Genomic DNA, 12,781 nt, shown 5'->3' on the forward strand with positions numbered 1-12,781 from the left:
GTCGCGCGCTCACCCGGTGCGGGGTGCGGGTCAGTCCGCCGGGGCGAAGAGCCGGTGCAATTTGGCGGCGGCGGTATCAAAGGCTTCGCGTTCGTCGATACGCTGCTGGAGAAACGCTTCAAGTTTAGGATAAAGCGCAACGGCCGTGTCGAGCAGCGGATCGGCGCCCGGCTGGTAGGCGCCCACCGCGATCAGGTCGCGCGAGCGCTGGTAACGCGAAAACAACTGTTTGAAGCGGCGCACCAGTTCAAAGTGTTCCGCGCTCACCAGGTTGTGCATGGCGCGTGAGATGGATTGCTCGATGTCGATGGCCGGGTAGTGGCCTTGGTCGGCCAATGTGCGTGAGAGTACGAAGTGGCCGTCGAGGATGGCCCGGGCTGAATCGGCGATTGGGTCTTGTTGGTCGTCGCCTTCGGCCAGCACGGTGTAGAAAGCGGTGATCGATCCGCCGCCGTCCGGGCCATTGCCGGCGCGCTCGACCAGCGCTGGCAGGCGGGCGAATACCGAGGGCGGATAACCGCGGGTGACCGGAGGTTCGCCGATGGCTAGCGCGATCTCGCGCTGGGCCATGGCATAGCGGGTCAGCGAATCCATGATCAGCAGCACTTGTTTGCCCTGGTCGCGGAAGTGTTCGGCAATGGTGGTGGCGTAGGCGGCGCCTTGCAGACGCATCAACGGACTGGTGTCGGCCGGGGCGGCCACCACTACCGAGCGGGCGAGACCTTGCGGGCCAAGGCTGTGCTCGATGAATTCCTTGACCTCGCGCCCCCGTTCGCCGATCAGCCCGACGACGATCACATCCGCCGAGGTGTAGCGCGCCATCATGCCGATCAGCACCGACTTGCCCACCCCCGAGCCGGCAAACAGGCCCAGGCGCTGGCCGCGGCCGACGGTGAGCAAGCTGTTGATGGCGCGGATCCCTACATCCAGCGGGGCGGCAATCGGTGCGCGCTGCAGCGGGTTGAAGGGGCGGCTTTGTAGCGAGCGGGTCTGGGGGGCGTCCAGTGGGCCCAAACCGTCCAGCGGCCGCCCGCCGCCATCGACCACCCGGCCAAGCAGGCCCTCGCCCACCGGAAGGTGCTTGGCACGGTCGGCAGCGCGCCGGTTGCGCGGGGCGTCTTGTCCGGGCTGGAGGCGGTTGGGCGGGGTTTCCAGTGGCAGAACCAAGGCGCCGGGGGCCAAGCCGAAGACATCCTCGGTGGGCATCATGTAGAGCTTTTCACCATGAAAGCCGACGACTTCGGCTTCCACCCAACCGCCGCCTGGCACCATGATGCGGCAGCCCGAGCCGAGCGGCAGCTTGAGTCCGGCCGCTTCCATGACCAGGCCGTTGATGCGCGTGAGGCGGCCGGAGAGTTCGAACGGACGGGCGTCGTCGGCCATTGCTCGGTTGCCGGCCAGATAGTTGCGCCAGGTGTCAGCCGGTTGCCTCATCATCTGTCGTCGTTCGCATCCCAGGCGGTCTCGTCCCGCCCCAGGTTTTCGATGATGCGTCGCCAGCGGGTGTGCACCGTGGCGTCCACCCGGGTGTCGCCGGCTTCGAGCACGCAGCCGCCGGGGGTGAGCGTGTCGTCTTCGATCAAGCGGTGTGCGCCGTGGGCAAGCGACTCGCCAAGCAGTTCCCGCACCCGCGCCGCGTCATCCGGATGCAGACGGATGATGGCCGAGCGCTGCGGCAATTCTTGCAGGGCGCGGCGCACCGTGTCGGCAATGGCTTGTGGCTGGGTAGCCAGCGTGTCGCCCACCATTTTGCGTGCGATGGCCAGCGCAAGCCCCATCAGCTCTTCGGCGATCTGGGCGTCGAGTTGCTCGAAGGCGTGTTCGAGCGCTTCGACCATGTGGCCTAGTTTTTGCGCTTCGGCGCGCGCCTGTTCAAGACCGTCGCGGTAGCCTGCTTCATGGCCTTCGCGGTAGCCGGCTTGCTGCCCTGCGGCAAAGCCGGCGCGATAGCCTTCCTGGTGCGCCTCGGCGCGCGCTTGTTCCTGCATGCGTTCGAGCTCTTCCGCGGTGGGAAAGCGGAAGTCGGCGGGCAGGGTGGCTTCGGCCTCGATGCTGGATGGCGGGGGCGCTTGCTGGACAGACGGCTCGGGCGCCGGCGCCTGCTCTTGGGGGTCGAAAGATGGCGGCTCCCAGCGCCGGTAGGCGCCTGCGGCCTGGTGACGTTCGATAGCCATCAGCGGCGGATGTCGAGGTCTACACAAAGGCATCGTCGCCGCCCTTGCCGCCTAGCATGATCTGCCCTTCCTCGGCCAGGCGGCGAACGATCTTGAGGATCTCTTTCTGCTCGGCTTCGACTTCGGACAGGCGCACCGGGCCCTTGGCCTCCAAATCTTCGCGCAGCATTTCGGCTGCCCGGCTGGACATGTTCTTGAAGATTTTTTCGCGCAGTTCCGGCGCCGCCCCTTTGAGCGCGATCACCAGCGAATCGGACTGCACCTCGCGCAAAATGGTCTGGATGCCACGGTCGTCGATGTCCATCAGGTTCTCGAACACGAACATTTCGTCGAGAATCTTCTGGGCCAGATCGGGATCGTATTCGCGGACGTTGTCGATGATCGCGGTTTCGGCCGCCGAGCCGACGAAGTTGAGAATCTCGGCGGCATGGCGCACCCCGCCCATGGCCGCTTTTTTGACCGTGGAAGCCCCTGAAAGCATGCGGGTCAGGGCATCGTTGAGCTCTTTGAGCGCTGCCGGCTGCACCCCGTCCAGCGTGGCGATGCGCAGCACCACGTCATTGCGCAGCCGCTCCGGGAAGTGCTTGAGAATTTCGCCTGCCTGATCGAATTCCAGATGCACCAGGATGGTGGCAATGATTTGCGGGTGTTCGTTCTTGATTAGATCGGCGGCAGTGGCCGCGTCCATCCATTTCAGGCTTTCGATGCCGGCGGTGTCCGAACCGCTCAGTACGCGCGACAGCAGATGGGCGGCGCGCTCGTCGCCCAGCGCCTTGGTCAGCATTTCGCGAATCTGCGCTTCGTCGGCCTGGATGGCCGCGCCCTTGCTGGCGTGTGCTTCCAGTTCGTCCAACAAGGGTTCGACCTTGCTGCGCGGCTGCGCCGGCATGGTCGCCATCTTCATACCGAGTTTTTGCACCTCGCGCGGGCCCAGATGCTTGAGGACTTCGGCGGCTTCGTTCGGGCCCAGGGTGAGCAGCAGCAGCGCCGCTTTTTCCAGACCTTCTTCCGGGGATGTGCTCACTTGCGACCCTCCTCACTCACACCCATCCATTCCTTGATCAGCGCAGCAACGATCTTGGGATCCTGGCTGGCCAGCTCCCGGGCGCGCGCCAAGCGGGCTTCGTAAGAATCCACCGCGGCAGCGGCCGACAAACTGACCTCGACATCTTCTTCGTCTTCTTCCATCTCCTCGTCCTCTTCTTCCTGCGCAGGGGGCGGCGGCGCCACGGTGCGCAGCAGCGGACGGATGATGGCCAGATACACGAACAGCACCACCAGCAGGATCAGCAGATAGCCGGCGGCTTCCTTGGCCAGTTCGAGCACATCCGGATCTTTCCATAATGGTACTTCAGGGGCAGCTTCCGGTTCGGCGAAGGCGCTGCCGACCACGTTGAGGCTGTCGCCGCGTTCCTGGTTGTAACCCATGGCTTCGCGTACCAAGCTGGTGATCTGGGCGATTTCCTCCTCGGTGAAGGGCACGCTCTCGGTTTCGCCCGCCTGGTTCGTCCGGGTACGGTTGTTGAGCACCACCGCCACCGACAGGCGCTTGACCTGGCCCATGGCCTGGCGCACATGCTGGATGGTGCGGTCGAGCTCGTAATTGGTGACCGCGCTGCGGGTGCTGTTGATCGCCGCGGCATAGGCGCCGTCATTGCCCACCGACGGTGTGGTGATCGGGGCGGTTGCCGGCACCGGAGGCTGGTTGGTCAGTGCGCCGGGCACGCCCTGCGGACCGGCGTCGGCATTGCGGCTTTCGTTGATCTGCTGGCTGCGGATGGCCTGGTCGGGCGAGGGATTGGGTTTGTAGGTCTCGGCCGTTTGTTCGACCTGGTTGAAATCGATGTCGGCGGTGACCTGGGCGCTGAAATTACCCTTGCCGAGAATGGGCAGCAGGATGTTTTCGATACGCCGAATGTATGCCGCTTCGACCTCGGCCACATAATCCAGTTGTTTCGGTTCCAGGCCCGGGCGGTCGAGCGCGTTCGGCTTGCGGGTGAGCAAGGTGCCGGTCTGATCGATGATGCTCACGTCGCTTTGCGCCATGCGTGGCACGCTCGAGGCCACCAAATGCACGATGCCGGCAATCTGCGTTTCGTCCAGTACCCGCCCCGGGCGCAAGTTGATCATCACCGAGGCAGTCGGCTTCTGGTTGTCGCGCAAAAACGCGGTTTGCTTCGGAATCGCCAAATGCACCCGGGCGCTGGCCACCGAGGCGATCGACTGGATGGTGCGCGACAGCTCGCCTTCGAGTGCGCGCTGATAATTGACCTGCTCGTGGAACTGCGAAATGCCCAGCTTCTGGGTCTCCATGACCTCGAAACCGACCAGCCCGCCCTTGGGCAGTCCTTCGGCCGCAAGGCGCAGGCGCACCTCATGTACTCGTTCGGCCGGTACCAGGATGGCGTTGCCGGTGGGCGACAGGCGATAGGGGACGTTTTGCTGCTGCAGCGCGGTGACGATGGCGCCCCCGTCGCGCTCATCGAAATTGGAAAACAACACTGCATAGGCGGGTTCGCGTTGCCAGAGCAGCACCCCGACCACCAATGCAATGGCCAGCGCAAGCGCCGCCGCGCCGGCCAGCTTCTGTTTCTGGTCCAGTGCGCGGATATTGTCGATGATCTGCTGCAATCGAGAGCGGGGGGCTGGTGCGGCAGCGGCGGTGTCTGCGGTTGCCATGCTGGATTCCTGTTGCAGTCCCTTTGACGGATGCCGGGATTGTCTGCCTACAGGCGCAACATCAATGTTTGGAAAAGCGGCATTTTTTGCCGCCTGTTTGCCGGTTACCATACACTGTGGCGCAGCTAGACTGCCAGCCATGAAAAAGCCGCCGGGAGTCCGACTCCGATGCCCAATACCGCAGCTTCTGCCGATTCCGATCGATCGGTGCCGCGCACGGCAGCCGAGCGGGGCGCAGCGCGCCTGGATGCGGCGCAACTGGCCGAAGCCTTCCAGTTGTTCAGCCGGGCCTCGGAAGAGCTTTCACAGGCTTACAAAGCCTTGCAGGGCCGGGTCGAGCAGCTGACCGAACGCTTGACCGTGCTGATGGGCGCACTGCCTGCCGGCGTGGTGGTACTGGATCGCACCGGCACCTTGGTGCAGGTCAACCGCGCCGCCGAGGAACTGCTTGGCACCGGTATCACCGGACAATCCTGGAAGCAGGTGGGAGCGGCATTGCAGGCCACCGAAACCCCGGGGGAAATGAGCGTGGAACTGGCCGACGGTCCGCGCCGCCTGTCGGTGTCGGAGACCGCGCTGGAGTCCGGCGACGAGCGCATCGTCTTGTTGCATGACATTACCGAAACCCATCGCATGCGTCTGACCGCCGAGCGCAACGAGCGCCTCGCCGCCATGGGGGAGATGGTCGCCGGTCTGGCGCACCAGCTACGCACCCCGCTGGCAGCGGCTTTGCTCTACATCGGCAATCTGCGCCAGCCCGAACTTGGACCGGCCGAACGCCTCAAGGTGGCCGATCGCGCCATCGAGCGCATGCGCTATCTGGAACGGCTGATCCGCGACATGCTGCTGTTTGCCCGCGGCGACAGTCTGGGGCGACAGTATTTCAGTGTTTGCGAGCTGAGCGCTGAGCTGGCGCATACCCTGGAGCCGGTGGCACGTGCGCGGCAGATCGAATTCACCAGCCGCTGCGACTGCGGCGACACGGAACTGCATGGCGACCGCAAGGCGCTGGCCGGCGCGCTCACCAATCTGCTGGAAAACGCCATTCAGGCGACCGAACCGGGCGGACGTGTCGACTGCCATGTCGGTCAGCTAGGGCAAGACATCGTGTTTACCGTCCGCGACACCGGGCGCGGCATCGAGCCGGCTTTGCAAGCGCGGCTGTTCGAACCCTTCTTCACCACCCGGGCCGAGGGCACCGGCTTAGGCTTGGCAATTGCCCGCGGCGTGGCGCGTGCACACGGCGGCGACATCACCCTGCAGTCTTCGCTCGGCAAGGGCTCCACCTTTGTGCTCACCGTCCCGCTGCCGACCGAGGGCGCAGACGCAGACGGCAAGGTCGTACCATGATCGAACAACTCAACATCCTGGTCGTTGAAGACGATGACGCATTGCGTGACGCGGTGTGTTTCACCCTGGAGATGGCTGGCCACGGCGTGACCGGCGTCGATGGCGGACCGGCGGCGCTGGCCGAACTGGAACGCCAGTCCTTCAATCTGGTGATTACCGACTTGCGCATGCAACCGTTGGACGGCCTGCAGGTGCTCGGCGAGGTGCGCAGCCGTCAGCCGCATGTGCCGGTGTTGCTGATGACCGCCTACGGCGACGTGGACAAGGCTGTTGCTGCGATGCGCGGCGGCGCCTGCGATTTTCTGATGAAACCGTTCGAGCCCGAAGTGCTGCTCGAGCATGTGCGCCGCTACGCCGCGGTACCGCCTGCCGCCGATGACACCATTGCCGAAGACCCGCACACCCGCAATCTGCTGGCGCTGGCTGCACGGGTGGCCGAAACCGATGCCACGGTACTTTTGACCGGCGAGTCGGGCACGGGCAAGGAAGTGTTTGCGCGTTATATCCATCACCACTCGGCGCGCGCGCGCGGCGCCTTTGTGGCCATCAACTGCGCGGCGATTCCTGAGAACCTTTTGGAAGCTACGTTGTTCGGTTACGAAAAAGGCGCATTTACCGGCGCGCACAGCGCCCAGCCCGGTAAGTTCGAACAGGCCCAGGGCGGCACCATTTTGCTCGACGAGATTTCCGAAATGCCGCTCGGGCTGCAGGCCAAGCTGCTGCGCGTGCTGCAGGAGCGCGAAGTGGAGCGGGTGGGCGGCAAAAAACCGGTGGCGCTGGATATCCGTGTGCTGGCCACCAGCAACCGCGACATGTTGCGCGAAATTGCCGCCGGCCGTTTCCGTGAAGACCTGTACTACCGCCTCAATGTGTTTCCGTTGGCGATTCCGGCGCTACGCGAACGGCCGGGCGATGTGCTGCCGCTGGCCCGCCATTTTCTGGCCCGTCACGGTGAGCGGTTAAAACGCCAGGCGCATCTTTCTCCCGCGGCCGAAGCCCTGTTGCAAGCCTACCACTGGCCCGGCAATGTCCGGGAGCTGGAAAACACCATGCACCGGGTGCTGATTCTGACCGCCGGCGACAGCGTGTTGCCCGAAACCATCCGGCTGTGCCTGCCGCACTGGCATGGCGAGGCCGCGTCGCGGTCGCCGCAGGCGAATGCGCAGACCGCTGCGCAGCCAGTGGCCATGAGCGCGCCGCCGCCCGCGACAAGTCTGCCGGCAAGTTTTGCCGCCGCGGCCTCATCCGCGCCGCCTGTGTCGCCGCCGCGGCCGGCCAATATGAAGGATCTGGAGCGCGAGCACATTCTGGCAACATTGCGCGAGTTTGGCGGCTCCCGCAAGAAAACCGTTGAAAAGCTTGGAATTTCCGAACGTACTCTGCGCTACAAGCTGCAGCAGTATCGCAAAGAGGGATACGAGGTCTGAGGGGTTCGGCTGCGGGCATCTTCTTTGCTTGGGGTTTGGTGAGGCGCTGAAGTTGCGCCGGGCAGGGCACGCCTGATCGTGAAACTGGTGGCATGCGTTTCGCTCTGCTAGACTGCAAACCAAGCCAATCCGGATACGCCGGGGGAAGACGATGGATACCCGCGGAATCGATCAAGTACTGAATGAGCTACGCTCGGTGTCGCAAGCCGCCGCCGGCAAACCGGCCGCGGGCGCTGCCGCGCAGACTGCCGAGGGGGTGGATTTTGCCCAGGTGCTGCAAAATGCGCTGGTGGAGGTGAGCACCGCGCAAAAAGAAGCGCGCGCCATGGCCGAAAGTTTTTCCGCTGGCGATCCCAACGTGAATCTGCAAGACGTCATGATCGATCTGCAAAAGGCTAGCTTGTCTTTCCAGCAGATGGTGCAGGTGCGTAACCGCCTGGTCACCGCCTACCAGGACATCATGAACATGCCGGTCTGACAGATTCCTTGTACCCGAAGATTCGACAACGCCGCCCGGTTGGGCGGCGTTGTCGTTTAGCAGGCCGTTGAAAAACGGCTTCGGTGTGCGCTTCTTCGCCTTTCTATTCAACATGCGCCCGTCACAGCGATTCGTGCTTACCACCCTGCGTCCATCGCGACCAGCACTCGCGGTGGGTGCGTGACGGCCGGCGAGCGGTGGACGATACCGCGCCCGGCATTGCCCTGCCACAGGCTGCCCTTAAGCAGGGCAACGGCAAATGGCGGGATGGATTCGATGCGATGACCCGGGCGCAGAAGGCCCGATGTTTCGTCCGGAAGGCCGCTGGAGCCGGCACCGAGGAAGCGCCGGTCCACTGAGTGGTCCTCCACCCATTCTGTTCCTGGCCCCCGGTAGGTGCACAGCATGCGGATACCGACACGGTCGACATGCAGGCGCGGGCACATCGCCCGCCGGATGACCTCCAACCGCAGGCCGATGGTCGGCGCATCCAGCAGTTCGCCCAGCATCTCGGCAAGCAGTCCCAGGTCTTCGGCGAGCGCGTCACGCCCGGCGCCCGCGGGCAGTTGGCTGAGGTCGGGCGGTTGGCCGGGCGACAGGGTCTGGCGCAGGCCGGGGCCGAGTCGGTCGGCGTGAGTCTCGAGCCAGTCGCATATTCGAGAATCCGGTGCCCTGCGCCACTGCGCGAGCTGTATCGTTGGCTCGAAAATGCGGGTTAATCCGAGCGCTTCATTGGTGATGGCCGCGCAGGTCGTCGGGTGAAGCGGATGCGGTGCGTTCATTTTGCCAGCTCTCAGTTGTTGAACAGGACTACGGCAGCTCGGTGCTGGTCGGCTGGGGCCACCTGACCGAGATGCCGAAGCAGATCACCAAGACCGCGACCAGCACCGGCCCGAAGGGTTGGTCGAAGACCAGCGCCAGCCAGAAGGCGAGGCCATAGCCGGCAACGCCGATGCCGGCAGCCAGCCACTGCGCGCGCCGCCAGTCGGCGCCAAGGCGAAAGGCGATCCACGGCGGCACGAAGATGAGCGCGAAGCTCGCCATTAGGCCAAAAGTGGCCGTACCGGCGGCAATGGCCACGGCGGCAAGCAGGTCGAAACCGAGGTGCCAGCGCCAGGCCGCCAAGCGGTTGGCCTGCTCGCGCGCGGGGAAAAGGCGCGCGACGATCAGTCGTGGGGCGAGCCAGCGCAGCGCCGGCAAGGCTATTAGCAAGATCAAGAAATCGAAGGCCAGCGCCTGCCTGCCGACGAAGTACAACTGGCCGTCGATTAGCGCATGGGCCAGCGCGTCGCCGAGTGCCGTGTTTGCCGCGACGAGCAGGGTGAGTGCCCAGCCGGCAAGGATCATGAGGCCGTAGGCGGAATTGCTGCGTCCGCCGCTTGCCTGCTTGGCGCCGGCTCCCGCGAGCGCTCCAGCCAGCGCGCCGAGGAAGCTCGGTAGATGCAGCGCCATCCCGAACAAGGCCCCCGCCGCGGCCAAGTGGGCCAGCCCCAGTGTTGCCAGCCATTCGTCGCGCAGACGCAGCAGATTGCCGACCAGCGGCAGCAGCAGGGCCAGCGTCAGTCCTGCACAGAAGGGAAGAACGAACAGCTCATCCATGAGGCGCGCCCAGATCGACGATGCGGGTGCTTACGGCTTCCAGGAAACTGCGGTCGTGGCTGACCACCAACGTCGCCCGCTGCGGGCGTACGGCGGCGATCTCGGCGATGGCCGTGTGGATGTGGCCGGCATCCAGGTTGTTGGTGGGTTCGTCCAGCAGGATCAGCTCGCCCTCGCCTGCCAGCGTGGCCCACAGCATCAGTAGCTGGTACTCGCCGCCGGATAGGCGGTCGACCCGTGCGCAGAGCCTTGTCGCCAGACGCGCGGGTGGCCGCTGGCGGTGTGCCCCCAGCGTGGCGAGCAGTTCGCGCCCGGACAGCGGAACCTCGGGCAGCCGCACCGGCTGTTGTGGAAGGTACCCGATGCGCGTTGCCGGTCCGCGCTCGATGCGGCCCGCGAACAGCCGTGCCGAGCCAAAAATGGCCTTCAACAGGGTCGACTTGCCGATGCCGTTCGGACCGGCCAGTCCGACGACCTCGCCGCGGGCAACCGAGAACGTTGCCGGCGGCGAAACTGGCGCGGTATAGCCGGCCACAGCACCAGCGAGCGTCAGTATCATTTCGACAGCGCCGCAACCCAGCGGTCGATCAGTGCGAAGTAGTCATCGGCATTGGCGCCGGAAGGTGGGTCGATCGGCAGCACGGCGATTGGCCAGCCGGTCAGACTGGTGAGCTTTTCGGCGCCTGCCGGGGGCTGGTAGGGTGTGTGCACGATCACGCCCTTCTTGCGCCCCTTGTCCTTAAGCTTCCCAGCCAAGGTTTCGAGGTGTGCAGCAGTCGGTGCCAAACCCGGGACCGGCTCCAGCGTGCCGTGCAGGGGGATACCCAGCGCATGCAGCAGATAGATACCATCCTTGTGATAGAGCACCGCGCCGCCGCTACCGGCTGCCTGCCGCTTCCAGGCGGGCAGCTTTGCCTCGACCGCGGCGGCAAAGTGCTTTGCACGTTCGCGGTAAGCGGCTGCACTCGCGGGATCGAGTTGCGCAAGCCGTTCAGCCAAAGCGCTGGCTATGGTCGCCATGCGCAGCGGATCGAGGCTGACGTGCGGATTGCCGGCCGGATGCACATCGCCTTGCGCACGATCGGCGGCCTGCCCGGCATCGAGCAGTGGTACCTGAGCGGCGGCCTCGAAGTAACCAGGTCGGCCCGGCAGGATGGCGCTGTTGGCCGCGCCCTTGATCGCTGCCGGCAGCCAGCCGATTTCGAGCTCGGCGCCAACGGCGACCACCAGTTGCGCATCGCGTAGCGCGCGCAGCATCGACGGCCGCGCTTGCAGCATGTGCGCATCGCGGTCGGGCGGTGCAAGCTCCGTTACGCTGACCTGCGGTCCGCCGACGGTGCGCGCAAGCATGCCCATACTCGAGGTGGTGGCGACCACATCGAGCGCCCAAACCGGCAGGGCAATAAAAGCAGCCAGGAAGAGCAACAATCGCTTCATCGCCTCTCTCCTCAGAAACTGTGCGCACCGTGGGCGCCGAGGCTGTGCTGGTATTGCAGGAAGATCTGATTGACCTTCTCTTTCTCGCCCTCGACCCATAGATCGGCGCGAGAAGCCTGCAGGCGTAGCAGCGAGAAATGATCGATTTGGCGGGTCAGCGCGAAGGTCCAGCGATCTGACTTGCCGTAGTCTCGGATCTTGCCGGCCGGGCCATGGATGTCGTTTTTCGTCAGACCGGTCGCGTCGTAGCGCACGCCGGCTTGCCAGTGCGGCAGAAAGCCATAGGTGCCCTGCAAGACGATGCCATCTTGTGTGAAGTCGCGCTTTTGGCCGACCAGCGCACCGTTTTCGTGGAAGGCGATCTTGAGGTCCTTGTTCAGGCGTAGATACTCGCCGATCAACTTGAAGTCACCTTTGCCGCCATATCCGCCGGCATCGTACTTGTAGACCGCATCGAGGCCCCAGACCTTACCCTTGCCTTCGAGCGCATGTACCAGGGCGGCCGGATTTTCGCCGGTATGGTCATGCACTTCCTGATGCTGGTTGGAGCGGGCATACCAACCGCCGAACTGCAAGGCGTGATCGTTGCCGAGATCAGGACCGAACTTCATGAATAGCGTGGTCAGACGCGGGCCGGCTTTTGCAGACGATAGTTCGCCTGCCGCCGTGGCGGCCAGCGGATTTCCATCGGCACGTTCCGTGGGGGTGTCCTCGCCGCTCGTGGCGAAGGTCTGTTCCTTGCCTTGCAAAAGCTCAAAACCGATCTGTGTGTACCAGTTGCCGGTTTTAGGCAGCCAGCTAAGGCGCAGGCCGGTATCGAGCAGGCCGTGGTCACCCAGCAGCGTGCGGTAGGGCAGGTTCTGGTCGACGAAGTCCCACTGATGCGGATGCTGGGCGTTCAGGTAGCCGATGCCGGAGAGAAATTTGCCGCCTCGGACCTTTAAACCATAAGGCAGGCTGCGCGTGTCGAAATAGGCCTCCTCGAGCTCGACGTCGCCTTCGGAGCTGACGGTCATCATCGCCGTCGCGTCGAAATGCGGGCTGACCGTTGCCGAGAAGGCCAACTCGGTCTCCCGCAGGTTGAAGCCGCGCTCGAGTCCGCCATGGTCGTGGCCCTCGTGCTCGTGGCTGTGGTTGATGCCGTCGATGTGTTCATACATTTCGACGCTGCCGCCTTTTTTGTTGTCGCGGAAATAGACGCCGTCGAGGGTCAGTGAGATCTGCGGGTTGAAATCGGAGCCTGCGCTGACCTTGCCGGCCGGCGCTGCGGCGGCCACGGGCGCCGGAGTGCTTTCGGCATCCTTCAAGCGCTTTTCCAGCGCGGCGATACGCTGCTCGTAGGCTTGTTTGAGCTGCGCGATTTCGGCGCGCAGGGCTTTCAGATCGTCGTCTGCAATGGCCGGTTGGCCGATCAGCATCAAGGCCGCGATCAGCGGCAAGCGTGAAAGTAAGGCGCGGCTCTGCATGAAGTTCTCCTTAAAGTTGGCAGGTTTTCGCAAGGTGCTTAGCGCTTGAAGAGAATGAGGAGTCCGCGTCGGCGGGGCGGGAAACGCAGCATCGGTTGTTTCCGCTCTGCCGGCTGTCGAGGATTTGAGCTTTGTGACGTTGTGAACATCAGCCAGAGAAGAAATACACAA

At 64.4% G+C, this 12,781-nt stretch carries 12 protein-coding genes; 3 read left to right on the forward strand and 9 right to left on the reverse strand.

All coding sequences use genetic code 11. The features are described from left to right. Nucleotides 1-30: 30 nt before the first annotated feature. From fliI to fliF, 4 genes are read right to left on the reverse strand one after another with little or no spacing between them, the layout of a single operon-like run. A complete protein-coding gene (gene fliI / locus DIE29_RS05045) occupies nucleotides 31-1,434 on the reverse strand; it encodes a flagellar protein export ATPase FliI (RefSeq protein WP_114649386.1) in 1,404 nt (467 codons plus the stop codon). Next, a complete protein-coding gene (locus DIE29_RS05050; RefSeq protein ID WP_114649387.1) occupies nucleotides 1,434-2,174 on the reverse strand; it encodes a flagellar assembly protein FliH in 741 nt (246 codons plus the stop codon). Before DIE29_RS05050 ends, fliI begins: the two co-directional genes overlap by 1 nt. A 19-nt stretch (nucleotides 2,175-2,193) precedes the next feature. Then, entirely contained in the window at nucleotides 2,194-3,198 is a 1,005-nt protein-coding gene (fliG, locus tag DIE29_RS05055; RefSeq protein ID WP_102042111.1) for a flagellar motor switch protein FliG, read from the reverse strand. Beyond that, a complete protein-coding gene (gene fliF / locus DIE29_RS05060; protein ID WP_114649388.1) occupies nucleotides 3,195-4,853 on the reverse strand; it encodes a flagellar basal-body MS-ring/collar protein FliF in 1,659 nt (552 codons plus the stop codon). The genes fliG and fliF overlap by 4 nt, the downstream gene beginning before the upstream one ends. 168 nt (nucleotides 4,854-5,021) lie before the next feature. On the opposite strand from fliF, the gene DIE29_RS05065 reads away from it, so the two are divergent. The 3 genes from DIE29_RS05065 (at nucleotide 5,022) to fliE (ending at nucleotide 8,108) form a co-directional block, all read left to right on the forward strand. Next, a complete protein-coding gene (locus DIE29_RS05065) occupies nucleotides 5,022-6,203 on the forward strand; it encodes a sensor histidine kinase (RefSeq protein ID WP_114649389.1) in 1,182 nt (393 codons plus the stop codon). After that, nucleotides 6,200-7,630 carry a sigma-54-dependent transcriptional regulator gene (locus DIE29_RS05070; RefSeq protein ID WP_114649390.1) on the forward strand — a complete coding sequence of 477 codons (1,431 nt, stop codon included), beginning with the start codon at nucleotides 6,200-6,202 and terminating at the stop codon, nucleotides 7,628-7,630. Before DIE29_RS05065 ends, DIE29_RS05070 begins: the two co-directional genes overlap by 4 nt. A 151-nt stretch (nucleotides 7,631-7,781) precedes the next feature. Next, nucleotides 7,782-8,108 (forward strand): flagellar hook-basal body complex protein FliE, encoded by a 327-nt coding sequence (gene fliE / locus DIE29_RS05075; RefSeq protein ID WP_102042107.1) that lies wholly within the window; start codon nucleotides 7,782-7,784, stop codon nucleotides 8,106-8,108. Between the two features lie 137 nt (nucleotides 8,109-8,245). Here the strand turns inward: fliE and DIE29_RS05080 are convergent, their stop codons facing one another. The 5 genes from DIE29_RS05080 to DIE29_RS05100 are packed head-to-tail and all read right to left on the reverse strand — an operon-like array spanning nucleotide 8,246 to nucleotide 12,781. Beyond that, a complete protein-coding gene (locus tag DIE29_RS05080; protein WP_114649391.1) occupies nucleotides 8,246-8,890 on the reverse strand; it encodes a DUF1826 domain-containing protein in 645 nt (214 codons plus the stop codon). Nucleotides 8,891-8,918: 28 nt separating this feature from the next. Then, nucleotides 8,919-9,707: a metal ABC transporter permease gene (locus DIE29_RS05085; RefSeq protein WP_114649392.1), complete on the reverse strand. Its 789-nt coding sequence runs from the start codon at nucleotides 9,705-9,707 to the stop codon at nucleotides 8,919-8,921. Beyond that, on the reverse strand, nucleotides 9,700-10,266 hold the full coding sequence (locus tag DIE29_RS05090; RefSeq protein ID WP_114649393.1) for an ATP-binding cassette domain-containing protein: 567 nt from the start codon (nucleotides 10,264-10,266) through the stop codon (nucleotides 9,700-9,702). The genes DIE29_RS05085 and DIE29_RS05090 overlap by 8 nt, the downstream gene beginning before the upstream one ends. Then, nucleotides 10,263-11,144: a metal ABC transporter substrate-binding protein gene (locus DIE29_RS05095; protein ID WP_114649394.1), complete on the reverse strand. Its 882-nt coding sequence runs from the start codon at nucleotides 11,142-11,144 to the stop codon at nucleotides 10,263-10,265. Before DIE29_RS05095 ends, DIE29_RS05090 begins: the two co-directional genes overlap by 4 nt. An 11-nt stretch (nucleotides 11,145-11,155) precedes the next feature. Further along, complete coding sequence (locus DIE29_RS05100; protein ID WP_162860590.1) at nucleotides 11,156-12,781, reverse strand: TonB-dependent receptor; 1,626 nt, start codon at nucleotides 12,779-12,781, stop codon at nucleotides 11,156-11,158.

The organism is Pseudothauera hydrothermalis, assembly GCF_003345255.1.
Lineage (GTDB): Bacteria > Pseudomonadota > Gammaproteobacteria > Burkholderiales > Rhodocyclaceae > Pseudothauera > Pseudothauera hydrothermalis.